Here is a 23,299-nt window from a genome sequence, read left to right as displayed (position 1 = left end):
CGCGGAACCGCAGAAGGGGCGTCAAGAATTCGTCAAGAGCCCGTGACCTGGGCTAAGTCCAGGTCTTCTCCACATGGGACCCCTTGGCGTCCTTGGTGACCCGGAACCGCACGGGCACCCGTTCTGCGAGTTCGGTCACATGCGTCACGAGTCCGACCGTGCGGCCGGCGGAGAGCGTCAGCGCCTCCAGCGTTGTCGCGACCGCGTCGAGTGTTTCCGGGTCCAGGGTCCCGAAGCCCTCGTCGAGAATGATCGACTCCAGGCTCGCGCCGTGCCGCGACAGGCTCGCCAGCTGGTCGCTCAAGGCGAGCGCCAGCGAGAGCGAGGCCGCGAAGGTCTCGCCGCCCGAGAGGCTCCGCGCCGGGCGCGGCATGTCGGCGTCGTGGTGGTCGACCACCCAGAAGTCCTGCTCGCGGTAGACCAGGTCGTACTGGCCGCCGGTGATCTGGTGGAGCATGACCGTGGCCCCCGCCACGAGCTCGTCGAGGGCCTCGCTGAGCAGCCACTCCATGAACTTGCGCGCGTCCAGGTGCCTGGCGAGCTCCTTGGCCACCAGCGCTTCGCCCGCGAAGCGCCGCATCTCGGCGTCGAGGTCGATGCGCCGCTTCCGCGCCTCGGTGAGCGAGGTGGACTCCGCGCGCGCCGCTTCGACGGCGGTCGCGTGCCGGGCCACGTAGTCGCCGCCGGTGCCGTTGCGCGGCACCTCGACGTTGAACTCGCCCAAGGCGAACCGGAGCTCGCCGCGCAGCGTCTGGGCGCGGCCGTCGAGGCCCGCCAGCTCGGTGCGGGCGGCCTCGCGTTCAGTGCCCGCGCGCTCGAGCGAGGCGTCGGCCCAGGCGACCAGCTGCGCCCAGCTCGCGGCCAGGTCGTCCCCACCGGCGGGCGGGCCGAGCACGGCCACCTGGTCGCGGGCGTGCTGGAACTCCTTCCACGCCCGCTGCTGGCGCTCGTCGGCGACGCCCTTGCGCTTCTCGGCCTCGCGCAGCGCCCGCCGCGCGGCCTTGAGGGCGGCGCCGGTGCCCGCGAGCTGCTGCCGGGCCTCCTCGGAGTTGGACCGCTGCTGCTGCAGCACCGCCGGTTCGGGGACGTTCTCGAGCTTCTTCTTCAGCCGCCGCTCGGCCAGCTGCAGCTCGGTGAGCCGCTCCTCGTAGTTCTCGAGCTTCGTCTGGAGCGCCACGACGGCGGCCTGCGCATCCCGGAACTCCACTGTGGCCGTGCGGGAGGCCTCTTCGGCCTGGTGCATCGACTCGGACAGGTCGTGCTCGGGGACCTGGTCCACGGGACGGTCGCAGACGGGGCATTCGTCGCCGATCTCCAAGCCCGCCCTGAGGGTCCCGGCCAGTTCGGCCATGCGGACCTTGTGGAGGGCCGCGTGCTGGATCTCGACCTCTTCCGAGGCGGCCTCTTCGAGCTCCTTCGCCTCGGCGAACTGGTCGCGCAGCTCCTCGGTGAGTTCGAGGCCGGTCTTGAGCTTCGACTCGGTCTCGGCGAGTTCGGCCCAGGCCTTGAGGTCGCGCTCGAGTTTCGCCAGGTCGAGCCCGTCCAGTTCGGACCGCAGCCGCTCGTCCTCGGCCTCGGTGGCCTCGACCTCGGCCGCCTTCTCGACCACCGCGGCCGTCGCGGCGGCGACCTGCGCGGCGATGTCGGCGACCCCGGACGGCTCCTTGATGTATGTGAGGGAGGCCAGGTTCGCCTCGGCCTCGGCGAGCCGGCGCCGCGCGGCCTCGACGGCGGCGGCGAGCCCGTCGAGCGCGCTCGACTTGTCCCGCACCGGCTCCGAGAGCTTCTCCAGGCGCTCGACGCGCTCGGCGGCGTGCCGGATCTGCTCCTCGGTGACCGGCGGGATCCCGGCCAGCTGCGTCTCGTACGCCTGCCGCTTCGCGTCGGCGTCGACGAAGCGGGTGCGGGCGCGCTGCTGGATGCCGCGGTAGACGCTGTGACCGAGCAGGTTCTCCAGGATGTTCCGCCGGTCGGCGGAGGAGGCGCGCAGGAACTCCGCGAACTCGCCTTGGGGCAGGAGCACGCACTTGGTGAACTGCTCGAACGGGAGGCCGATGATCCGCTCGGCGGCGGCGTTGACCTCGTTCGGACTCCCGCCGAGGGCCTTGCCGAGGCCTTCGACGAGCTCGGTGTCCTCGGCGGGGTTCACGCCGTCGGGCAGCTGCTCCATGGCGGCCGTGGTGGTCTTGACCTTGCCGTTGCGGTCGCGCCGCAGGATGCGCGTGGCCACGTAGTGCTGCCCGGCCGCGCCGAACACCAGCCGCACCCGACCCTCCACTGAGGACGGGGCAAGGGAGTTCTGCGTGGCCGACTTCGGCCAGCGCGGCGTGCGGCCGTACAGCGCGAAGCAGATCGCGTCGAGCACGGTGGACTTTCCTGCGCCGGTGGGCCCGGTGAGCGCGAAGAACTCCGCGTCGGTGAAGTCGAAGGTCTCGGACCCGGTGTACGAGCCGAAACCCTGGAGGTCCAGTCGGATGGGCCGCATCAGGCCTCCTCGGTGACGGTCTGGGTGTCTTCGTAGAGCTGGCTGAAGAGCTTCGTGACGGCGGGGTCGTCGTGCTGGTGCTCGGTGAGGTAGGCGGCGAAGAGGTCGCCCGGGCTGCGGCCGGAGCGGCGTTCGCGCGGTTTGGCCTCGTCGGCGCGCATGACCGGGTCGATGTGGATCTGGACGGCGCGCGGGAAGAGGTCGGCGACCTCGCCGCGGAGTCCGGCCCGGGCGGGCTCGGTGACGAAGACCCGCAGCCAGGCCCGCTCGTCCACTTCGGCCTTCGCGAGCTTCTCGAGGGTGCCGCGCACGGTCTGCAGCGGCACGGCGGCCGTCAGCGGCACTGTGCGCGCGCGGGCGGGGACCCCCGGCGCGACGTCGACGATGGCGACGCTCGGCGTGTGGTCCTCCTCGCCGAAGTCGACCGCGAGCGGCCCGCCGGAGTAGCGGATCGGGCAGGGCCCGGTGATCGCCTGGGCCTTGTGCAGATGCCCCAGGGCCACATAGGAGGTGGTGGGCGGGAAGATCGCGGCGGGGACGGCGTAGTCGGCCACGGTGTGGACCTCGCGTTCGCCGCCGCCCACCTTGCCGCCGACGACGGTGAGGTGCCCGGTGAAGAGGTTCACGGTGTCGGCGGTGAAGTCGTGCGTGAGCGCGGAGACGAGGCGGCGCAGGTGGTCGGAGTAGTTCGCCTCGGCGCCGGCCGCGCCGAGCTCGAACAGCTCGGCGGCGCGCACGGCGTGCCGCTGGGCGATGAACGGGAGGGCGGCGCAGCGCCAGGGCTCGCCGCTCTCGGTCTCGCCGGTGATGAGGTGGTCGGCGGCCTTGCCGAGCGAGCCGCGCAGGTGGATGCCGGCGGCGTGGGCCCAGTGCCGGAGGGCTTCGAGGGCCTTGCCGTTGTCGTGGTTCCCGGCGATGACGACGACCTCGGCGCCGGTGCCGCGCAGTGCGGATAGGGCCGAGAAGAGGAGCCGCTGCGACTCGGCCGAGGGCGAGGCGGTGTCGAAGAGGTCCCCGGCGACGATCACCAGGTCGACGCGTTCTTCGCGCGCGACGTCGACCATCTGCTTGAAGACGGCGCGCTGCTCGTCGAGGCGCGAGCGGCCCTTCATGGTGACGCCGACGTGCCAGTCGGACGTATGGAGAATCCGCAAGGCCTGCTCCTCTGTACCTCTGAAAGTCGGTGCTGTGGGCCCGAATCTAGAACGGGATGTCGTCTTCGTCGTCCCCGGCGAGGTCGAACGGGTCGACCTTCGCGGTGGGCGAGAGCGCACGGCCGGACCGCGCGGTGGCGGCCGGGGCGGACCCGGCCTCGGAGGGGCGGGTGGCCCAGGCGGGGAACGGGAAGTTCACCACGAGCGGGACCGGGAGTTCGGGCTGCGCCACGAACATGGTGCCGGGCTTGGCCATGAGCACCCGCATGCGCTGAGCCTGCGTGAGGAACCCGTACTCGGGGCGGGTGGCCTCGGCGGCGTCGAGCCGGCCGACGACGCGGATCGCGGAGTTGGAGGCGATCCGGCGCTCCACTTCGGACGCGGTCTGCTGGGCGCCGATGAGGATGACCCCGAGGGAGCGCCCGCGTTCGGCGATGTCGAGCAGGATGTCCTTGATGGGGCTGGTGCCCTCGCGCGGCGCGTACTTGTTGAGCTCGTCGAGGACGACGAACTGGAGCGGGCGGGCGGTGCCGGCCTTCTCCTTGCGCTCGAACTCGGTGCGGAGCACGACGCCGACGACGAAGCGCTGCGCCCGGTCGGGCAGGTTGTGCAGGTCCACGACGGTGACCTGGGCGTCCGAGGTGAGCACGGCGCCCTTGGGCGGCAGGTCGCCTCGGATGAGCCGCCCGATGTCGCGCCCGGAGGCGATGAGGCGGCGGATGAACGCGTTCACGGTGCCCAGGCCGATCGCGGACCCGGCCCACTCGGTGCGGGTCTCGTCGTCGGAGAGGCGCTCGCAGACGAGGTCGACGAGGTCGCGGTAGCTGGTGAGCAGCTGCCCGTCGACGCTGATCGCGCCGTTGTCCTTGGGGCGGGCCTCTTTGCGCAGCCGCGCGGCGACCTGGTGGACGACCATCGTGTACTGCTGGCGGTCGTCGTCGCCGTCGGCGAACACGAACGGCAGGAGGCTGAGCTGGCAGAACTCGGCGAGGGTCCAGTAGAACGCGTCCACGCCGGTGGACCGGCACGCCACGTCCGGGACGCCGTTGGAGTCGCCTTCGCGCGGGGGCGCGAGCACTTCCACGGACTTGAACGCGCCGGGCTCCATGCCGAGGCGGCGGTAGGAGTCGCGCACGCTCTCGTCGATCTTCGTGTTGTCGTGGTCGAGGAGCAGCAGGTCCTCGCCCTTGACGTTGAAGATGAGCGCCTTGGTGTTCGCGGCCTCGGCGCCGAGCGCGCCGGAGTGCAGGAGCGAGTAGAGCATCCAGGTCGCGAACGAGGTCTTGGTGGCGACGCCGGAGATGCCGGAGATGGAGACGTGCGCGCCCCGCGTGCCGTCGAGGAAGTCGGGGTTGAGGAACACCGGCTGGCCGTCGCGCGAGAACCCCAGGGGCACTTGGCGGGCCATGCCGTCGAAGTACAGGGCCCGGTCGCGGTCCTCGCCGGTGGCGCGCTGCACCTCGGCGCCGGGGCGCGGCGGCACGAACACCTCGGGTTCGACGCGGGTCACGGTGACCTCGGCGGCCTCCTGCACCTGCGCGGGGAGCAGGCCCCCGGCGATGTCGAAGACGTCCGAGTCGAACTGGGCGCCTTCGTGGCGCGAGCGCACGGAGGTGACGACGCCGGAGATGCGGACCGTGCCGACCCCGGGCACCTGGCGTTCGGTGGTGAGCACGTCGTCGAGCTGGGCGTACGCCTCCGGTCCGACGCCGACCCAGAACGACAGGGGCGTCGCGTCCTCTGTGCCGAGCACGCGGCCCACCGATTCACTCATCGGTCGAGTCTCGCAGATACCGCAGGATGAGGTTCCCCCCGGCTTCGAGGACGTGTCGCAGCTCCAGGGGCCGGGCCGCGTCGCTGGCGGTGCCTTCGGCGATGCGGATGGAACCGGCCCCGGCCAGCAGCGGCGAGAGCGTCAGGTCGAGTTCGTCGGCGAGGTCGGCGGCGATGAGGTCGCCGAAGACGCGGGGCCCGCCCTCGCACAGGATCTGGCGCAGGCCTCGTTCGCGCAGCGCGTCGACCGCGGCGGCGTAGTCGACCGCGCCGGTGCCGGTGGCGATCACGTCGGCGACCTCCCGGAACGGCGCGACCTGCGCCTCGGGGAGGTCGGTGGGGACGATGACGATCGCGCGGCGCGGCGCTTCGGTGAAGATCCCCGCGGCCGGGTCGAGGTCGGCCAGGGTCCGGGAGGCGACGGCCATGACCGGCACCTCCGGCAGGCCGTGCGCCCGGCGCCAGGCCATCCGGTCGGGGGAGAGGACCAGCGGCCCGTACCCTTCGGCGGCGACGGTGCCCGATCCGGCGAGGAGCACGTCGCAGCGCGCCCGCAGGACCTTGAACACGCGCTTGTCCTCTTCACCCGAAAGTGGACCGGAGAGCCCTTCCAGGGTCGCCGCGCCGTCGGCGCTGGAGACGAAATTGACCCGCAGCCAATCGTCGGCGGGCGGCTCGTACGCCGCGTAGACCTCGTCGTCGGTCAATGCATCGAGTTTTCGGTACCGCACCTCTGCCACGGCCAAAAGGTAACCCACGCCCCCGACAACCGCGCGCAGGGGAACTTCCCCGATATCGGCCCGAGTCCCCGGGCGAAACCGTAACCTTGTTCGCGTTGCGTCGCCGAATCGCCACCAGAAGTGACGGATCGTCTTCGGCCGCAACATCGCCCGAACAAGGAGACAACGATGTCCGCACCATGGAACCGCCGGGTCAGCACCGGATTCGCGGCAGCCGGCGCCGCGATCCTCGCCGGCACGGTCTTCACGGTGGGAACCGCCGCCGCCGAACCGGTCCCCGAGGCGGGGACCTGCGACGCCGACCACGTCTGCATGTGGGAGGACGCCGGCTACGGCGGTGACAAGTGGGTGAACTGGCAGCCCAGCGGCACCGGCCAGATCTTCGAGATCGGGGGCTGGAACGGCGACAACGAGATCAGCTCCGCGCTCAACCGCACCGGCTACGCGATCATGGTCTACGCCGACGACGGCGCCCAGGGCGACGCGTTCTGCATCCACGCCTACCAGCCGATCCAGAACTTCCAAGAGGTCGGCTTCAACGACGAGGCGGAAAGCCTCATGACCAAGAGCGCCTGCTGAGCGAACGCCCCGGCCCGCGGGCCGGGGCACTGTGCTCAGTCGCCGAGGACCCGCTCCAGGTACGGGTTCGAGAAGCGGCGGTCGGGGTCGACCTCCTTGCGCACCGCGAGGAAGTCGTCGAAGTGCTCGTACAGGTCGCCCAGGCGCTCGGCGTCGAGCGAGTGCATCTTGCCCCAGTGCGGCCGCCCGTCCGCGGCGTCGAAGATCGCGGCGCAGTCCTTGAAGTACGGCACGTGGTCGTGCCGGTGGTACTGGTGCACCGCCACGTACGCGGTGCGCCGGCCCTGCGCGGTCGAGAGCCAGATGTCGTCGGCGGCCGCGAACCGCACCTCGACCGGGAACGACACGAGGTGGCGCTCCCGCTCCACCATCGCCTGCAGCTCCCGCAGCACCCCCGGCAGCGCCTCGCGCGGCATCGCGTACTCCATCTCCCGGAACACCACCGACCGCGGCGAGGCGAAGACCCGGTGCGACACGTCCGTGTACTCCCGGGCGCTCCACACCCGCCCGGCCAGGCGGTTCAGGCCCGGCACCATCCCCGGGAACCGCGCCCCCACCCGGTTGCTGGCCTCGAACAGGGTGTTCTCGGTGAACGCCTCGCTCCACCAGTACGACAGGCGGCTCGGCGCGCGGCTCTGCTCGGACATCGCGTACCGGTTGTTCAGCTTCGTGAGGGTCCGCGCGGTGTGCGGGAACCAGTAGAACTCGAAGTGGTCGTTCTCGGACACGAGCTCGTCGAGGCCGTCCAGCACGGCGTCGAGCCGCTCGGGCCGCTCGACCGCCTTCAGCCGGAACGCCGGGACGCACTGCAGCGTGACCTCCGCGATCACCCCGACCGCGCCGAGGCCCAGCCGCGCCGCCGCGAACAACTCCGGCCGCTCGAACTCCGTACATTGTACGATCGAGCCGTCGGCGAGGACCAGCTTCAACCCCTTGACCTGCCACGCGAATCCGCGGTACCGGTCCCCGGTCCCGTGCGTCCCCGTCGAGATCGCTCCCGAGATCGTCTGCCGGTCGATGTCGCCCATGTTCTCCAGCGCCAGCCCGTGCGCGTCCAGGACCTGGTTCAACCGCCACAGCGGCATCCCCGCCTCCACAGTCACCAGACCCGACCGCGGGTCCACCGCGACCACCTGGTCAAGACCGCGCATGTCGACCTGCACGCCGTCCGCGACCGCGATCCCGCTGAACGAGTGGCCGGCCCCGACCGCCTTCACGCGCAAACCGTCCGAAGCCGCCGCCGTCACGGCAGCGGCCAGCTCCCCGACGCCAGCGGGCCTGACGGTGCGGGCGGGGTCGGCGTTCTCGGTGCCCGACCAGTTCTGCCAGATCGAGGATCCCACGGCAGCTCCCATAGCTACTCCGGTTGAATGTGAGGCGAACTTCACGGTAGCTTTCATCTAACCCCAATTACGCTGCGGAAGGGAAGTCGGATGGGCTACCAGCGAGTTACCGGGGTCGATGTCCCCGCCGCGCTCGAACACCGGTTCGCCGAACTCGGCCGCGCGACCGCCGGACTCCAGCCGCCGTTCGCGGTCGTCGACCTCAACGCCTTCGACACCAACGCGGCCATCCTGCGCCGCAACGCCATCGGCAAACCCCTGCGACTCGCCAGCAAGTCCCTGCGCTGCCGCGCCCTCATGCGCCGCGCCCTCGCCCAGCCCGGATTCAAGGGCATCCTCGGCTTCACCCTCCCCGAGGCGATCTGGCTCGCCCGGGAGTTCGAGGACATCGTCGTCGCCTACCCGACCGCCGACACCGACGCGCTGCGCACCCTCGCCGCCGACGACGAGCTCGCCCGCCGCATCACCCTCATGGTCGACTCGGTCGAGCACCTCGACTTCCTCCGCCGCCACGTCGAACCCGACCCCTCCCGGCCCCTGCGCCTCTGCCTCGAACTCGACGTCTCGCTCGAGCTGCTCGGCGGCCGCATCCACATAGGGGCGCACCGCTCCCCGGTCCGCACCCCCGAACACGCCCTCGACATGGCCCACGAGATCGACAAGCGCCCGGGCGTCGACCTCGTCGGCATCATGGGCTACGAAGGGCAGATCGCCGGCGTCCAAGACGCCTACTCCGCCGCCGCCCTCAAATACCCGCTGGTGCGGCTCATGCAGCGCGTCTCCCGCCTCGAACTGGCCGAGCGCCGCGCCGAGGCCGTGGCCGCCGTGCGCAGCGTCGCCGACCTCGAATTCGTCAACGGCGGCGGCACCGGCTCGGTCATCTCGACCGCCGCCGACCCTTCGGTCACCGAGATCGCCGCCGGATCGGGCCTCTACTCGCCCGCGCTCTTCGACGGCTACCGCTCGATCCGCCCCATCCCCGCCGCGTTCTTCGCCCTGCCTGTGGTCCGGCGCCCCCGCCCCGGCATCGTCACCGCCCTCGGCGGCGGCTGGGTCGCCTCCGGCGTGCCCGGCCCCGACCGCCTCCCGAAACCGACCTTCCCCGCCGGCATGCGCTTCTCCAAGACCGAAGGCGCCGGCGAAGTCCAGACCCCCCTCAAAGGCCGCGCCGCCGACGGCCTCGCCATCGGCGACCGGGTCTGGATGCGCCACGCCAAAGCCGGCGAACTCGCCGAACGCGTCAACACCATCCACCTCGTGCGCGGCGGCGAGATCGTCACCGAGGTCCCGACCTACCGCGGCGAGGGCCACGCCTTCGCCTGACCTGCGCCGCAACGCGAAAGGGCCCGGCGGGAATCCCGCCGGGCCCTCCTCACGTCAGGGATCAGTCGTCGTCGCCGCGACCGCCCCCGTTGCCGCCTCCGTTACCGCCGCCGTTGTTCCCGCCCGGCTCGCACAGCCCGAGGAACTCCGACATCGGATCGCACGTCTGACCCGGCGGCGGCGCCGCCGCCACGCACTTCGGATCACCCGCGTTCAGCGCGCAGTACGGGCTGCTGGCGTCGATCTTGCCCTCGGCGTTCAAGATGTCGTCCACGATCGGACTGCCCTGATGCGAGGCGTCGCTCCAGGCCTTCACCTCGTAGCCCTCGGCCTCGATCGCGCCGTTCATGAACTGGATCCACACCGGATAACTCAGCTTCGAACCGTAGACCCCGTCGGTACCGCCGTCCTTGTTCAGCAGCGGCGCCGACTCCGCGGTCGCATTGCCCACCCATGCGGCGATGCTCAGCTGCGGGATCGCGCCCACGTACCAGGTGTGCGCGTTCGCGTCGTCCCCGTAGTCGTCGCCCGCCTGCCACGTACCGGTCTTGCCGGTGAGCGGGCGGTCGCCGTCGATCTCCTCGCCCTCACCGGTGATCGTCGAACCCACCCACTGCAGGTTCCGCGCGACGCTCGAGTCGAGCGCCGGGTAGGACTCCAGGCCCCGCTGCTCCGGGACCGGGTTGCCGTCGCGGTCGTACACCGCCTCCACATAGTGGGTCTCGTTGTACATCCCGTCGGCCGCGATCGTCGCGTACACACTGGCCATGAACGCCACCGAGGTCGGGTACTGGCCGAAGCTCACGTGGTAGTAGAACGGCGAGTTCTTCGACTCCAGGTCGAGCTCGGTCCGGATCGGCGTCCCGTCGTCCTCGTAGCCGTCCAGCGACGCGTCGATGTCGATGTTGCCGGTCTTCTCATCAACGACGAACGATCCGTCCTCGTTCTCGATGATGCCGTGCCGCGAGTACGTGATGGTCCCGTCCTCAGCGCGGTAGAACCGGTACGTGACCTCCTTGCCGTCCTCGGTCTGGGTCAGCTGCCGCACGCCCATGTCGACCGCGGTCGCCACGATGTCGGTCGCGCCCCACTTCTCGGCGATCGCGTACATCGGGGTGTTCTTTGACTGCCGCACCGCCTCGGTGAGGGTCATGTGGTCGGCGCCGTTCGTGTTCGACCCCGAGTTCGAGATCGTCGGGTCCTCGAACCCCTCCAGCGAGTCGAACTCGCGCGGCGACTGCGCGTTCCACCACGAGTCGATCGACGCGCCGTTCTCGATCGCCGTCGCCGCCGTGATCATCTTGAACGTGGACGACGGCGGGTGCGGGTTCTCCAGGCCGGCCTTGTCGATGCCGAGGCCGTTCTGGCCGCCGTAGTAGCCCAGCACCCGGCCGGTGCCCGGCTCCACGGCGACGACCGCGCTGGCCATCGACTCGTTGTACTCCTCCAGCGCCGCCTGGTCGTTGTCGTTCTCGAACTCGAAGTAGCCGTCCTCGTTCACGTACTCGGCGGCAGCGGCCCTGTTCTCCTCGGAGACCGGTTTGTCGTCGTCGTCGACGTACTCGCCCGCCTCGTTCGTCTTCCGTTTGAGGTCGCCTCGACCGGCGGTCAGCTCGGCCTGGGCCTGGATCTCCGGGTCGAGGGTCAGCTCGACGGTGTAGCCGCCGGTGCCCTCCTTCTCGCCGTAGAACTTGTCCTGCGTGAGGCCGTAGCGGCTCTCCAGCTCGTCCCAGATGTAGCCGTCGGTCGGGTTCGTGATGAAGCCGGTGGGGGTGTCGTGGCCCCACGTGCCGGGGTTCTGCAGGGCTTCTAGCGTCTCGGGCATCCCGGCGTCGAGAGCCGCCTGGACCTCGGCCAGCTGCTCATCGTCGAGCTTGTCGGTCATGGAGAGCAGCGTGTTCATGCCGTGGGTCCAGCGATCCGCCGGGGCAGTGCTCCCCTCTTCGGCGATGCGCGGGTCGAACGAGCCGTCGCCGGCCTTGACCTGCATGACCAGCATCATGCCCTCGCCCCAGCTGAGGTCCTCGACCTTCTTGTTGAACCAGACCTCGGAGGCGGCCTCGATGCCGTAGGCGCCGCGGCCGTAGAAGTTGAGGTTCAGGTAGTGGAGGAGGATCGTCTCCTTGGAGTTGTCCTGCTCGAGCTTCATGGCCATCACGGCCTCCCTGGCCTTGCGGCCGTAGGAGATGTCGCCGCGGATGTCCGAGACCATGCCCGCGTACTGCTGGCTGATGGTCGAGGCGCCCTGCGTGTCGCCGCCCGTGACGTTGTTGACCAGGGCGCGCATGGTGCCCTTGTAGTCGACGCCCTCGTGCTCGAAGTAGTCCTTGTCCTCCAGGGCCAGCAGCGACCACGTGACCGAATCCGGCAGCTGATCGTACGAGTCGACGAGCTTGCGCGTGAACTCGCCGTAGCCGGCGATCGGGGTCTCGCTGCCCGCCATCGTGAACGTCGTGGACTCGCCGAACACGAGGTCCTCGGGGGGCGGGACGTCGTTGAAGAACCACGCCCCGGCCACGGTGAGCGTGCCGAGCACCATCAGGCAGGCCATGATGAGCGCCGCGTAGACGCGGCGGCGGCGCTTGGACATCCGCTTCTTCTTGCGGCCCCGCTTCGCCGGACCGGTGACGGCCTTGGGCTTGGCGGCACTGACCACGGACGCGCGGCCCATGTTGCCGCCGCCCGCGACCGAAGGCGGTCCGACGGGCGGACTGACCTGCGCGCGTCCAGGAGGCTGGCCCGGAGGGGGCCCGGAAGGCCGGCCCGGGGGCGGGCCGGCGGGCTGACCCATCGGCGGGCGCATAGGCGGGCCCGCCGGCGGACCCATCGGCGGCCCCGCAGGGGGTCCCGGCGGTGGTCCTGCAGCGGGACGCATCGGCGGGCCTGCTGGGGGACCGGCCTGGTGGCGCGGGGCAGGGTGCTGAAAGTCGCTCATGCTCAACCATCCACGAGTTGTGAGGTGCCGATCCGCGGCGTGCGGCCTGCGATCGGCTTCGGCGAGCGCCGCTGAGGAGCGGTAAGGCTGGCGCCCGCAGAACCTTGGATGCTAGCGGACCACGCCCGGTAGGCGAGGAGTGCTCGGTTTCGCGGGTGAGGAAGGCCGCTTATCGACCACCTTAGACCTCCACTGCCACATCACAACCGGCATGCCCGGGACGAACCGGCACACACTGTCACGTTCGAGCGACGCCGCGCGCGGCCTGCCTTCCCGAGAACAGGCAACCGCCCAGGAACGTGCCCTCCAGCGACCGGTACCCGTGCATCCCGCCCCCGCCGAACCCGGCCGCCTCGCCCGCCGCGTACAGCCCCGGCAGCGGCGAGCCGTCCGCCCGCAGCACCCGCCCGTCCAGATCCGTCTGCAAGCCGCCCAAGGTCTTCCGCGTCAACAGGTTCAGCCGCACCCCGATGAGCGGCCCGGCCTTCGGATCCAGCAGCTTGTGCGGGGACGCGACCCGGATGAGCTTGTCGCCCCGGTAGTTCCTCGCTCCCCGCAACGCGGTGACCTGCAGGTCCTTCGTGAACTTGTTGTCCATCTCGGCGTCCCGCGCCGCGACCGCCGACCGCACCGTCTCGTAGTCCAGCAGGCCCTCGCCGGTGATGCCGTTCATCTTCGCGACCAGCTCCGGCAGCGTGGCCGCGACCGCGAAGTCCGCACCGTGCTTCTTGAACGCCTCCACCGGACCCGGCGCGCCCGGCAGCACCCGCTTGAGCAGCAGCTTGACGTCCTTCCCCGTCAGGTCAGGGTTCTGCTCGGAACCGGAGAGCGCGAACTCCTTCTCGAGGATCTTCTGGGTGAGCACGAACCACGTGTACTCGTGGCCCGTCGTCATGATGTGCTCGAGCGTCCCGAGGGTGTCGAACCCGGGGAACAGGGGCGCCGGCAGCCGCTTCCCGGTGGCGTCGAGCCACAGCGACGAGGGCCCGGGGAGGATCCGGATCCCGTGGTGGGGCCAGATCGGGTCCCAGTTCTCGATGCCCTCGGTGTAGTGCCACATCCGGTCGCGGTTGATGAGGTTCGCCCCGGCCTCCTCGGCGATCCCGAGCATCCGGCCGTCCACATGCGCCGGCACCCCCGAGATCAGCCGCTTCGGCGCCGCCCCCATCCGCTTCGGCCAGTGCCGCCGCACGAGGTCGAAGTTCCCGCCGATCCCGCCTGACGTGACGACGACGGCTTCCGCACTGAGCTCGAACTCGCCCAGCGGCTCCCGCGTGGTCGCGACCCCGCGGGCCGACTCGTCGGGGGACAGGAGCGTCCCGGAGACCCCGGTGACGACGCCGTCGGTCACCGTCAGCCGGTCGACCCGGTGCCGGAAGTTGAGCCGCACCTTCCCGTCGACCTCGGCCTGCCGCACCCGCCGCGCGAACGGCTCCACGACCCCCGGACCGGTGCCCCACGTGATGTGGAAGCGCGGCACCGAGTTCCCGTGTCCCTGCGCGGTGTAGCCCCCGCGCTCGGCCCACCCGACCACCGGGAAGAACCGCACGCCCATGGCATGGAGCCACGACCGCTTCTCCCCGGCCGCGAAGTCCACGTACGCCTCGGCCCAGCGCCTGGGCCACTCGTCCTCGGGCCGGTCGAACCCGGCCGTCCCGAGCCAGTCCTGCCACGCCAGCTCGTGCGAATCCTTGATCCCCATCCGGCGCTGCTCCGGCGAATCCACCAGGAACAGCCCGCCGAAGGACCAGAACGCCTGCCCCCCAAGGGACTGCTCGCCCTCCTGCTCCAGCACGGTCACGCTCTTCCCAAGCCTGACCAGCTCCGCAGCAGCGGCCAACCCGGCCAACCCCGCCCCGACAACGATGACGTCACTGTCCATCGCCCGCGCCTCCCCAGCAGCAGATACAACGCCTACTGGCGCGTAGCGTCAATATGCCAGTACCGCGAACACCCGTCAACTCACCGAAGCCCGCTCCTCACGCAACCGCTGATGCGGCATCCGCCAAGCGGACGCGAGCGACGAGGGCGCGACGTTCGCTCCCTCCCCGAAGTACTCGCAGAACTTCATGATCAGCGGATCCCACGCCACCGGATCGATGTAGTCGGTCCCCGGGATCACGAGCCGCTCCTCGACATGCGCCCGCACCACCCGCACCTCGAACGCCGTGGCCGTACCGCCGAACACGTGCGCCTCCTCCACGACGCACTCCAACTGAATCGGGCACTCCGCGACCCGCGGCGCCTGCACGAGCTCCGACTCCTGCTCGGTCAACCCGGCCGCCCCGAACTTGTCGGCTTCGAACCGATACCCCTTCGCGAGCTTGCCCTCCGGCACCGGATCAGACCCGGTCAACGGCGCGAGCCGATCAACCGCGGCGGCCATATCGGAGGCCACCAGGTTCAACACGCACTCGCGCTCCCGCAACAGGTTCGCCGTCGTCCGCGACCGGCTCCCCATCCCGAGCATGCACGACTGCCCCAACCACCACGCCGACGACATCGGCGCCAGATTCGCCGACCCGTCAGGGTTCCGACTACCGATCAACACCACCGGCGTCCCGAAGTACAACACCTTGAGATCCGCACGAACATGCACAACGGCCTCCCAGCCAGATCGCTCCGACCCCCAACCCAACCCGCCCGCCACAACAAGTGCTGGCCGAAAATCGCCATCGCATTTCCGAAGCGCTTCATGCTGGAGCGGAACTCAGGAGACTGGATAATTCGAATCCACGGCGCGATCCTCAGTCGAGCGTCGAGAAGTCGAAGTGGTCGATCGATTTCATGGCTCGATCAGGTCCGTTCATTCGGTCGGTCTCAAAGCCGAATGCGTCAGCAGGGACCTTGGAGCTGTTATTCCCGAAGCGGCAGTCTCAGGCGGGTTTTTGCCAGATGGAGATGTGGGTTTGGCTGTCGTGGGTGAAGGGGGTGGCGGTCCAGTCTTGCCAGCGGTTGCGGAGGGTCATGCCGGCGAGGCGGGCCATGAGGTCGAGTTCGGCGGGCCAGGTGTAGCGGAACGGGATGGACTTCTGGCGGGCGGTGCCGTCGTCGTTGAGGGTGATGTAGTTGGAGCTCATCTGCTGGGTCGCGCAGTCGTAGAGGTCGAAGGCGAAATTGCGTGGCCCGACTGCGAACGGCACTGCGTTCTGGCCCGGTGGGAGGGCGCGGAGTTTCGGCACGCCGGTTTCGATGACGAAGTAGCCGCCGGGTTCGAGGTGGGCCGCGGCGTTCGCAAAGCAGGCGACTTGTGCGTCCTGTGAGGTGAGGTTGCCGATCGTGTTGAACACGAGGTAGACCACGCGGAAGTCGCCGTCGATGCGGGTGGACGCGATGTCGCCGATCGTGATGTCGAGGTCCTGGCCGCCTGGTTTGGCGCGCAGCTCGGCGGTCATGTCCGGCGAGAGGTCGATGCCGCTGACCGGGATACCGCGAGCCGCGAGTGGGAGGGCGATTCTGCCTGTGCCGGAAGCGAACTCGAGTGCGCGGCCGGTTCCCGCCAGTTCGGCAAGGACGTCGACGACCGGGTCGACCTTCTCGGGTGCGAACATCTCGGATGAACTCTGGTCGTAGGTGGCCGCCGCTCGGCCGCTGAAGTGGTCGGTGAGTTCGATCATCTTCGGATGGTAACGGCGGTGCACGTCTGCAGGCCAAGGATTTCTTCCTGCGGCTTCGTTATGCTACTGTCGGGTAACTTTCTCTGCCGGCTCAGCATGCCTACAGGACTCTCGGTGGTGCTCTGATGAACCTCTACTTTCGGCTACTCCTTCTGTGGATGCGCTTGCGTCGTCGGGAGGCGTTGCAGGTGTGGGATACGGCCACGACTCCTTTCCGAGTGATGCCGAACGATCTCGATCCATTGGGGCACATGACTAATGGGCGATATTTGACGATCATGGACCTTGGCCGGATCGACCTGATGATGCGATCCGGGTTCTGGGCGAAGATGAAGGAGCAGGGCTGGTACCCGGTAGTGGCCGGGCAGACCATCACCTACCGGAAGTCGTTGCGGCCGTGGCAGATGTTCCAGCTTCGGACCCGGGTGCTCGGGTTCGACGAGCGGTGGGGGTACATCGAGCAGACCTTCTGCGTCGGCGACACGGTGTACGCCCAGGCTTTCGTACGAACTCGGTTCCTCAAGCGGTCCGGGGGCTCGGTGGAGCACGAGGAGCTGGAGAAGCTCGCCGGCGGCTTCCCGGCCGGCCTGCAGGTGCCCGAGTGGCTGCTGGAGTGGACCGCCGCGACCCGCATCAATGCCGTGAAGTGAGCCGCGGCAGTCTCGATCAGCGCGTCGGCGGTAGCGACGGCGGTGAGGTCGGGGGCGGTGACGGGTCCGGCGGCGAGGGCGGTGCCGGCGGGAGTGGGGCCGGCAGTTCCCAAGCGGCGTGGCGGAGCTGGGTGACGAGGTGGTCGGTCGCGGACTCGATCTCCTCGCGGCGGAGTCGGTCGTCCAGGCGGTTCGACGCGATGCGCGCGAGGATGAGGATGTTCAGCGCGGTCTCGCGGAGCAGGTGATTGAGCGGGATGCGTTTGCGGGCGCCGGCGAGCGCGGTTATGGATTCTGCGAGGTGATCGAGTTCGGGTGCGGACATCGGTGCCTCCAGTTGTTGTGCAGTTGTCGGGGCGAGTACGCCTCGTTGCAGAAAGTGTAGATACAGGCACCGACAGTTTCACTGTTCGAGTGATGCGGGCTGATGTAGAAGCCGGTGGGGCGGAACACGAAACGTTCCGCCCCACCGGCTTTGGGATACTCAGGTTGGCGCAGGGCGCAGGGCGCAGGGCGCAGGGCGCAGGGCGCAGGGCGCAGGGCGCAGGGCGCAGGGCGCAGGGCGCAGGGCGCAGGGCGCAGCGGCCCCTGCGGTCAGACTCTCGCCAGGAGTTCTCCATGCGGGATCATCAGCCAGCTCTCGGGGTTCGCGCCCCAGGCCTTCCACGCGTCAGAGATGGCTTGCAGCTCTTCCTGAACGGCATGCCCGCCCGCGACGGCCTGCTTGGCGAAGTCGGAGTGCAGCGCCCGGTCGGCCCAGAGGCCGCCCCACCAGTCCCGCTCCTGCTGGTCGCTGAAGGTCCAGGTCGTCGAGGTGGCCTTGACCGCCTTCTCAGCGAATCCGGCCCGCAGCGCCCACGCTTTCAGCATGCGGCCGGCGTCCGGCTCGCCTCCGCCTGCCCTGGCGACCTCCTCATACAAGTCCAGCCATTTGCTCAGGCCCGCTGAAGCCGGGAACCAGGTGAACGCCCGATAGTCGCTGTCGCGCACCGCGACCACGCCACCCGGCTTGGCCGCCCGCCGCATTTCTCTCAAGGCCTGGACCGGGTCGCCCACATGCTGGAGCACCTGGTGGGCGTGGACCACGTCGAACGTGTCGTCGGCGTACTCGAGACCGTGGACGTCGGCCACCTCGAAGGTCATGTTCGCGACGCCCCGCGACGCCGCTTCCTTCGCGGCCTGCTCCACGATGGCCGGTGCGTAGTCGACCGCCGTGACATGGCCGTCCGGGACGAGCGCGGCGAAGTCGGCCGAGATGGTCCCTGGACCGCAGCCGATGTCGAGGATCGTGCTGTCCGAACGCAGTTCGGGCAGCAGGTATGCCGCCGAGTTCTCCGCCGTTCGCCATGCGTGGGAACGCAGTACGGATTCGTGGTGACCGTGGATGTAGGTCGCAGTCTCTTTCGCCATGCAGCGACCTTAACGAATCGAGTCTATTATGTGGGAGAAACTTCCTGAATATTGGGAGTCCCCGGATTGCCCATGTCGCAAATGTCGCGAAACTGACAAGCGACACGATTCGCAGTTCCCGCGCTCGGTCCTGTTGCCGCTTAGCGTGAGTCCATGAGGAACATGCCACTTGAACGCGCCGAAGCCCACGCGGCGGGCCGCGAGACGGTCCGCGTCGAGACCCGGGCGAGGCTGGTGAGGGCGGTGCTGGCGTTCCTCGACGGGAACGGCGTGCGGCTCAGCGACGAGGAGCGGGCGCGCTTCGCCGCGTGCACCGACGATGCGCTCATCGAGTCGTGGCTGTTCAGGGCCCCGTTCGTTTCGAGCGCGTCGGAGCTGTTCACCGCGGAGTGATCACCAGCCGCGCCGCCGCGCGAGCCAGTCGGCCGCCGCGAGTGCCGCCCAGCGCATATGGTCGTGGATCGCGGGAGAGACGATGCTCTTCGGCGCGTCCTCCCAGCCGTCGAGCAGCGCACCGGTGATCGCGGCCAGCATCGTGTCGAGCTCGTCGCCGGTGACGCCGTCGGAGGTCGGGTGGGACCAGAAGCGGTGCTCCGCGTCGTGGCCGTCGCCGTGCGCGATGATCAGCACGTTGACCGTGTCAACCCAGGGCGGCGTGTATCGGGGCTTGGACCAGTCGCAGATCCAGGCCCGCTCCTCGCCGAGGAAGAAGTTGTCGGGCCGCAGATCGCCGTGGGTCACCTGGTCGGTGGCGAGGATGCGGTCGATGCCGGTCTCGATCGCCGCCAGTTCGGCCCAGCGCCCGTCGAGCTTCGGCGGCAGCGGGATCGGTGCGGCACTGCCGTTGGCGACGTTCTGGAAGAAGCTGAGGTTCTCGGCGGTCTTGGGGCGGATCCCGCACGCGACGAGGTCCGGCGGCGGCGGATTGAGCGCCCTCGCGGCCCTCGCCCACGTCTCGAGCATGCGGTCGAGGGTCTCGGGACGCATCGGGAGCGTCAGCGGTTCGCCTTGGAGCGCTTCGTATCCGCTGACGGACCAGCCGTCGATGTCGGCGTGGAACCGGACGGCCGGGGCATCGATCTCCGGCGGGAGCGCGGCGGTGACGCGGGCTTCGTCGCGGTAGAGGCCGTGGACCTCGACAGGGTGCGGCCCTGCGGCTTTGACGAAGAGCTCGGTCCCCGAGGCGGCCTTGAGGCGGCCCGCGAAGCCGGTGGTGAAGCCGCCGCCTGCGATGTCGACGGTGACCGGTTCGCCGCCCAGCTCGGCGGCGACGCGGGTGCGTACGGACGCGGGCAGCGTGGAGTACGCGGGCCGGATCGCGGTGGCGGCGTAGTCGAGCGGTACGCCGTAATCCGTCGCGGGCACGGCAGCGCGAGGCGCCGTCCGATCCTGGGCTCCAGTGGTGGTCGCTGCCTGCGGCTCGGAGCCCGGGCCGGTCACGTCCAGCCTCGTCGCTGGGCGAGCCAGTCGGCGGCGGCGAGGCCGCTCCAGCGCTGGTGGGCGCGGAGGTGCGGCGAGACGCCGGGGATCGGGGGATCGACCGCCTGGCTGAGGTAGTAGCCGGTGATCGAGACGAGTGCGGTGTCGAGCTCGTCGGCGGTGACGCCCGCTGCGGTCGGATGGGCCCAGAAGAGCGCGTCGGCGTCATGGCCGTCGCCATGGGCCGCAATGAGGAAGCACGCGGTGTCGAACCAGGTCGAGTGGACCTCCACCCAGTTCCAGTCGCAGATCCAGGCCTGCTCGGCGCCGACGATCATGTTGTCCGGGCGCAGGTCGAAGTGCATGACGGAGTCGGCGGTGAGGGCGGCATCGATGCCCTGTTCGAGCGCCGCGAGCTCGTCGATGCGGCCTTCGAATGCGGCCGGGATCGGGAACGGGTCGACGCCGCCGGCCGCGACGAACGCGAACTGGCGCAGCTTGTGGTCGACGGGGCGAGCGCTGACGCCGAGGTCGAGCAGCGCCTGCGGGGCGGGGGTGAGGGCGGCGGCGGCCGCGGCCCAGGCGTCGAGCATGAGGTCGAGGTCGCGTGCGTCCATCGGGAGGGTCGGGGCGCGGCCGTCGACGGCTTCGAAGCCGAGGACGGTCCAGTCCTCGAAATCGGCGGCGAACTCGAGGCGCGGCGCCGGGACACCTTGGGGGAGTGCGGCGTTGACGCGGGCTTCCTGGCGGAAGGCGTCGAGCGCGAAGGAGTTGTCCGGCCCGGCGGCCTTGATGAAGAGCTCGGCGCCCGATTCGGCGCGGACGCGGGCGGCGAAGCCGCTGCTGAAGCCGCCGCCGGCCATGCGGATGTCGGCGGGCTTGCCGCCGAGTTCGGCGATGATGCGCTCTTGGACGTACCGGGGGAGTGTCGGCCAGGTGGCGCGGACGGCGGTGGCATCGTAGGGGACCGTGGGTCCGAATCGGGACATGGGTTGAGTGTGGACGGGCTCCGGTGGTGCCGCAACGGGTTTAGCCGGGAGGTGGGGCGATTCCGGCGTCAGCCTTCAAATCGGACACTTGGAAGGCCCCCCGACTGCAATGGTCTCTCGGGGGTCTGACAGTGGCCTGGGGGATTGGGAGCGTCCGGGCGTCAGCCTTCAAATCGGACACTCGGAAGGCCCCCCGACTGCGATGATCTCGCGCGAGTCCGACAGTGGACCGGGGGATTAGGAGTGTCCCGGCGTCAGCCTGCAAAACGGGCATCGGGAAGGCCCCCCGTTTTTCAAGCGTCCCATGTGGGTGCGACAGAGGCGGAGGCGTTGCGGCGGCATCGCTGTCGACCGCTGGGAATGCGAGCGGCGCGGGCCGGCGGGGGGGGGGGGGGGGGGGGGGGGGGGGGGGGGCCCGGCGGGCGGGGGGGGGTGGGGGGGGGGGCCCGGGGGGGGGGGGGGGGGGCGGGGGGCGTGGGCCGGGTCTCATTCTATGCGTTCGCGAGCAAGGAGGGAATCACCACCGGCAGTACATAGCAGCCGATGTCGCCGACGGCGCTGTAGGTGAGGGCCCAGTCGGCGGTCTTCGCGTCGCGGCACAGCACGACGAAGACCACCATGCAGCTCAGTGCCCGCTGCGCGTCCGTCATGAACCGGAGCCACGACTCGGCCTGCGCGGGATCGGGCTGCAGCACGGCGTCGAACAGGAGGGCGACGACCCGCTCGTCGCCTTTGGAGTAGGCCGCCGCGACGCAGACGCGGAGGAGGTTCGGCTGCTCGGGCAGGGTGAGTGTCCTGCGGGAGACGGTGATGGCGTCGTAGTCGGGAAGGTCGGGGCCGTCGGTCCAGTTGTACAGTTCGGTCGCGAATTCGGGGCGTGTCTCCATCAACATGGCGAGGAGTTCGTTGTACTCGATCGACATTCGAGTTCCTAACTTCCGCGTGGGGTCACAAAAGGTGGGTTGTAGGAACAACGAGGACACGCTTTGCCGGTTACGGGTAGGCGTCGCGACTTGTGGAGGCCGCCTGCAGATGCAGGACTGTGGCATTTGCACGCAGCAGGGGCGCGTCGGGTTGATCCCGACGCGCCCCTTCCGGTGTCGCTCAGTCGCCTTACAGGCCCAGCTGGTGTTCGAAGTTGCCTTCTTCGATGCGCTTCGTGACCGCTTCGAGGTAGCGGGCGGCGTCGGCGCCGTCGATGAGGCGGTGGTCGTAGCTCAGCGTCAGGTGCATGACCGAACGCACCGCGATGACCTCGCCCAGTTCAGGGTCGTTGATCACGCGGGGACGCTTGACGATCGCGGCGGTGCCGAGGATCGCGGACTGTCCGAGCGGGACGATCGGCGTGTCGAACAGCGCGCCCACCGAACCGGTGTTGGTGATGGTGAAGGTGGCGCCGAACAGGTCGTCGGGCGCCAGGCCGCCGTCGCGGGCCTTCTTGGCGATCTCGGCGATCCGCTTGGCCAGGCCCGGGATGTTCAGGTCGCCGGCGTTCTTGACGACCGGGACGATGAGGCCCTTCGGCGTGTCCACCGCGAAGCCCACGTGCTCGGCGTCCGGGTAGGTGATCGTCTTCTCCTCCATGTTCATGGAGGCGTTGACGACCGGGTACTGCTGGAGCGCCTCGATCGCGGCGATCGAGAAGAACGGCAGGAAGGAGAGCTTCACGCCGTGGCGGGCGAGGAACTCGTCCTTCTTGGCCGCGCGGAGCTTCGCCACCTTCGTGACGTCCACTTCGCGCACCGTCGTCAGCTGCGCCGTGGACTGCATCGAGTTCAGCAGCGCCTTGGCGGCGGCCTGACGCAGGCGGCTCATCTTCTCGGTGCGGCCGCGCAGCGGGCTGACCTCGGCCGGAGCCGCGGCCTTGGCGGGAGCGGCGGCGGCCGGAGCGGGCTCCGGTGCCTTCTTCGCGTCGATGACGGCCTGGACGTCCTCCTTGCGGATGCGTCCGCCCACACCGGAACCGGAGACCTCGGAGAGGTCCACGCCGTTCTCGGAGGCGAGCTTGCGCACCAGCGGCGTCACGTACGAGCCCGAGGGCTTGGACGCGGCGGGAGCCGGGGCTGCGGCAGGCGCCTGAGCCGCAGCCGGGGCCGCGGCGGGCGCGGGAGCGGTCTCCGGCGCGGCCGGGGCCGGGCTGGTCGGCGTGCCTTCGGCCTTCGCGGGAGCGGGCTCCGGCTCAGGTTCGGACTTCACGGCCGGGGTCGGCTCGGCGGCGGGCGCCGGTGCGGCGGCCGCAGCGGAGCCGGAGCCGATGATCGCCAGCACGGAACCGACCTCGGTGGTCTCGTCCTCGGCGACCCGGATCTCCAGCAGCGTCCCCGCGGCGGGGGACGGGATCTCCGTGTCGACCTTGTCGGTCGAGATCTCCAGCAGCGGCTCGTCGACCTCGACGGTGTCGCCCACGGCCTTGAGCCACGACGTCACCGTGCCCTCGGTGACCGATTCGCCCAGCTCGGGGAGCAGGACCTCGGTCCCCTCGGCGGCACCCGCGGAGGGAGCGGCCGGGGCCTCGGCGGCGGGAGCCGGGGCCGGAGCCTCGGTCTTCGCCTCGGGCTCGGGCTCGGGCAGCGGCTCCTGGGCCGGAGCCGGAGCGGCGGGGGCGTCCCCGGCGGCCTCGGACGGGTCGCCGATGATCGCCAGCTCGCCGCCGACCTCGACGTCCGTGTCCTCGGGGACCACGATCTTCAGCAGCACACCCGCGACCGGCGAAGGAACCTCGGTGTCGACCTTGTCGGTCGAGACCTCAAGGAGCGGCTCGTCGACCTCGACGGTGTCGCCTTCCTTCTTGAGCCACTGGGTGACAGTCCCCTCGGTGACCGACTCACCGAGAGCGGGCATCGTTACCGATGTCGGCATCGTTCGTTCAACTCCTGCGGTTG

Annotated in this window: 19 protein-coding genes; 4 read left to right on the top strand and 15 right to left on the bottom strand. The window is 70.0% G+C overall.

Annotated features, from left to right (window positions below; all coding sequences use genetic code 11):
• Nucleotides 1–52 precede the first annotated feature (52 nt).
• From O2L52_RS06010 to O2L52_RS05995, 4 genes are read right to left on the bottom strand one after another with little or no spacing between them, the layout of a single operon-like run.
• On the bottom strand, nt 53–2,485 hold the full coding sequence (locus O2L52_RS06010) for an AAA family ATPase (RefSeq protein WP_270114427.1): 2,433 nt from the start codon (nt 2,483–2,485) through the stop codon (nt 53–55).
• Nucleotides 2,485–3,639, bottom strand: coding sequence for an exonuclease SbcCD subunit D (locus tag O2L52_RS06005; RefSeq protein ID WP_270114426.1), 1,155 nt, complete (start codon nt 3,637–3,639; stop codon nt 2,485–2,487). Before O2L52_RS06005 ends, O2L52_RS06010 begins: the two co-directional genes overlap by 1 nt.
• Nucleotides 3,640–3,685: 46 nt before the next feature.
• Complete coding sequence (locus tag O2L52_RS06000; RefSeq protein ID WP_270114425.1) at nt 3,686–5,413, bottom strand: ATP-binding protein; 1,728 nt, start codon at nt 5,411–5,413, stop codon at nt 3,686–3,688.
• A complete protein-coding gene (locus O2L52_RS05995; RefSeq protein ID WP_270114424.1) occupies nt 5,406–6,152 on the bottom strand; it encodes a pyrimidine reductase family protein in 747 nt (248 codons plus the stop codon). The genes O2L52_RS06000 and O2L52_RS05995 overlap by 8 nt, the downstream gene beginning before the upstream one ends.
• Nucleotides 6,153–6,320: 168 nt before the next feature.
• Between O2L52_RS05995 and O2L52_RS05990 the strand changes: the two genes are divergently transcribed.
• Nucleotides 6,321–6,731: a peptidase inhibitor family I36 protein gene (locus O2L52_RS05990; RefSeq protein WP_270114423.1), complete on the top strand. Its 411-nt coding sequence runs from the start codon at nt 6,321–6,323 to the stop codon at nt 6,729–6,731.
• 35 nt (nt 6,732–6,766) lie between these two features.
• Here the strand turns inward: O2L52_RS05990 and O2L52_RS05985 are convergent, their stop codons facing one another.
• Nucleotides 6,767–8,086, bottom strand: a complete 1,320-nt coding sequence (locus O2L52_RS05985) for a D-arabinono-1,4-lactone oxidase (protein ID WP_416259860.1) — start codon at nt 8,084–8,086, stop codon at nt 6,767–6,769.
• A 78-nt stretch (nt 8,087–8,164) separates the two neighbouring features.
• On the opposite strand from O2L52_RS05985, the gene O2L52_RS05980 reads away from it, so the two are divergent.
• The gene (locus tag O2L52_RS05980) at nt 8,165–9,397 is read left to right on the top strand and encodes an amino acid deaminase/aldolase (protein WP_270114421.1); all 1,233 of its coding nucleotides are present in this window, start codon (nt 8,165–8,167) and stop codon (nt 9,395–9,397) included.
• 61 nt (nt 9,398–9,458) lie between these two features.
• On the opposite strand, the gene O2L52_RS05975 is transcribed toward O2L52_RS05980, so the two are convergent.
• The 4 genes from O2L52_RS05975 to O2L52_RS05960 form a co-directional block, all read right to left on the bottom strand.
• The gene (locus O2L52_RS05975) at nt 9,459–12,068 is read right to left on the bottom strand and encodes a transglycosylase domain-containing protein (RefSeq protein WP_270114420.1); all 2,610 of its coding nucleotides are present in this window, start codon (nt 12,066–12,068) and stop codon (nt 9,459–9,461) included.
• Nucleotides 12,069–12,570: 502 nt separating this feature from the next.
• Nucleotides 12,571–14,214, bottom strand: coding sequence for an FAD-binding dehydrogenase (locus tag O2L52_RS05970; protein WP_270114419.1), 1,644 nt, complete (start codon nt 14,212–14,214; stop codon nt 12,571–12,573).
• Nucleotides 14,215–14,289: 75 nt separating this feature from the next.
• On the bottom strand, nt 14,290–14,931 hold the full coding sequence (locus O2L52_RS05965) for a flavin reductase family protein (protein ID WP_270114418.1): 642 nt from the start codon (nt 14,929–14,931) through the stop codon (nt 14,290–14,292).
• A gap of 277 nt (nt 14,932–15,208) precedes the next feature.
• On the bottom strand, nt 15,209–15,949 hold the full coding sequence (locus O2L52_RS05960; protein WP_270114417.1) for a class I SAM-dependent DNA methyltransferase: 741 nt from the start codon (nt 15,947–15,949) through the stop codon (nt 15,209–15,211).
• 125 nt (nt 15,950–16,074) lie between these two features.
• Here O2L52_RS05960 and O2L52_RS05955 point away from each other — a divergent pair, with 125 nt between their 5' ends.
• Entirely contained in the window at nt 16,075–16,599 is a 525-nt protein-coding gene (locus O2L52_RS05955; RefSeq protein WP_333490213.1) for an acyl-CoA thioesterase, read from the top strand.
• 16 nt (nt 16,600–16,615) lie between these two features.
• On the opposite strand, the gene O2L52_RS05950 is transcribed toward O2L52_RS05955, so the two are convergent.
• Both O2L52_RS05950 and O2L52_RS05945 read right to left on the bottom strand, forming a co-directional pair.
• The gene (locus tag O2L52_RS05950; protein ID WP_270114416.1) at nt 16,616–16,924 is read right to left on the bottom strand and encodes a hypothetical protein; all 309 of its coding nucleotides are present in this window, start codon (nt 16,922–16,924) and stop codon (nt 16,616–16,618) included.
• Nucleotides 16,925–17,193: 269 nt separating this feature from the next.
• Nucleotides 17,194–18,009 (bottom strand): class I SAM-dependent methyltransferase, encoded by an 816-nt coding sequence (locus O2L52_RS05945; protein ID WP_270114415.1) that lies wholly within the window; start codon nt 18,007–18,009, stop codon nt 17,194–17,196.
• 153 nt (nt 18,010–18,162) lie between these two features.
• Between O2L52_RS05945 and O2L52_RS05940 the strand changes: the two genes are divergently transcribed.
• Entirely contained in the window at nt 18,163–18,402 is a 240-nt protein-coding gene (locus O2L52_RS05940; protein WP_270114414.1) for a hypothetical protein, read from the top strand.
• On the opposite strand, the gene O2L52_RS05935 is transcribed toward O2L52_RS05940, so the two are convergent.
• From O2L52_RS05935 to sucB, 4 genes are all read right to left on the bottom strand, one after another.
• On the bottom strand, nt 18,403–19,374 hold the full coding sequence (locus O2L52_RS05935) for a phosphotransferase (RefSeq protein WP_270114413.1): 972 nt from the start codon (nt 19,372–19,374) through the stop codon (nt 18,403–18,405). It lies immediately after the preceding gene.
• Nucleotides 19,375–19,445: 71 nt separating this feature from the next.
• Nucleotides 19,446–20,417 (bottom strand): phosphotransferase, encoded by a 972-nt coding sequence (locus O2L52_RS05930; RefSeq protein WP_270114412.1) that lies wholly within the window; start codon nt 20,415–20,417, stop codon nt 19,446–19,448.
• A gap of 491 nt (nt 20,418–20,908) precedes the next feature.
• Entirely contained in the window at nt 20,909–21,340 is a 432-nt protein-coding gene (locus tag O2L52_RS05925; RefSeq protein ID WP_270114411.1) for a hypothetical protein, read from the bottom strand.
• 190 nt (nt 21,341–21,530) lie between these two features.
• Nucleotides 21,531–23,276, bottom strand: coding sequence for a 2-oxoglutarate dehydrogenase, E2 component, dihydrolipoamide succinyltransferase (gene sucB, locus O2L52_RS05920; RefSeq protein WP_270114410.1), 1,746 nt, complete (start codon nt 23,274–23,276; stop codon nt 21,531–21,533).
• Nucleotides 23,277–23,299: the final 23 nt, after the last annotated feature.

The organism is Glycomyces algeriensis, from assembly GCF_027622855.1.
Classification (GTDB): domain Bacteria; phylum Actinomycetota; class Actinomycetes; order Mycobacteriales; family Micromonosporaceae; genus Glycomyces; species Glycomyces algeriensis.
The sequence above is the reverse complement of the archived record's forward strand: the minus strand, read 5'-3'. Positions and strand labels throughout refer to the sequence as shown.

What these genes read in the sequence shown, in the direction of transcription:
- O2L52_RS06010 (WP_270114427.1), bottom strand. Translation starts at nt 2,485, where the DNA reads ATGCGGCCCATCCGACTGGACCTCCAGGGTTTCGGCTCGTACACCGGG.
- O2L52_RS06000 (WP_270114425.1), bottom strand. Translation starts at nt 5,413, where the DNA reads ATGAGTGAATCGGTGGGCCGCGTGCTCGGCACAGAGGACGCGACGCCC.
- O2L52_RS05990 (WP_270114423.1), top strand. Translation starts at nt 6,321, where the DNA reads ATGTCCGCACCATGGAACCGCCGGGTCAGCACCGGATTCGCGGCAGCC.
- O2L52_RS05985 (WP_416259860.1), bottom strand. Translation starts at nt 8,086, where the DNA reads ATGGGAGCTGCCGTGGGATCCTCGATCTGGCAGAACTGGTCGGGCACC.
- O2L52_RS05980 (WP_270114421.1), top strand. Translation starts at nt 8,165, where the DNA reads ATGGGCTACCAGCGAGTTACCGGGGTCGATGTCCCCGCCGCGCTCGAA.
- O2L52_RS05975 (WP_270114420.1), bottom strand. Translation starts at nt 12,068, where the DNA reads ATGGGCCGCGCGTCCGTGGTCAGTGCCGCCAAGCCCAAGGCCGTCACC.
- O2L52_RS05970 (WP_270114419.1), bottom strand. Translation starts at nt 14,214, where the DNA reads ATGGACAGTGACGTCATCGTTGTCGGGGCGGGGTTGGCCGGGTTGGCC.
- O2L52_RS05960 (WP_270114417.1), bottom strand. Translation starts at nt 15,949, where the DNA reads ATGATCGAACTCACCGACCACTTCAGCGGCCGAGCGGCGGCCACCTAC.
- O2L52_RS05955 (WP_333490213.1), top strand. Translation starts at nt 16,075, where the DNA reads ATGAACCTCTACTTTCGGCTACTCCTTCTGTGGATGCGCTTGCGTCGT.
- O2L52_RS05950 (WP_270114416.1), bottom strand. Translation starts at nt 16,924, where the DNA reads ATGTCCGCACCCGAACTCGATCACCTCGCAGAATCCATAACCGCGCTC.
- O2L52_RS05945 (WP_270114415.1), bottom strand. Translation starts at nt 18,009, where the DNA reads ATGGCGAAAGAGACTGCGACCTACATCCACGGTCACCACGAATCCGTA.
- O2L52_RS05940 (WP_270114414.1), top strand. Translation starts at nt 18,163, where the DNA reads ATGAGGAACATGCCACTTGAACGCGCCGAAGCCCACGCGGCGGGCCGC.
- O2L52_RS05930 (WP_270114412.1), bottom strand. Translation starts at nt 20,417, where the DNA reads ATGTCCCGATTCGGACCCACGGTCCCCTACGATGCCACCGCCGTCCGC.
- O2L52_RS05925 (WP_270114411.1), bottom strand. Translation starts at nt 21,340, where the DNA reads ATGTCGATCGAGTACAACGAACTCCTCGCCATGTTGATGGAGACACGC.
- sucB (WP_270114410.1), bottom strand. Translation starts at nt 23,276, where the DNA reads ATGCCGACATCGGTAACGATGCCCGCTCTCGGTGAGTCGGTCACCGAG.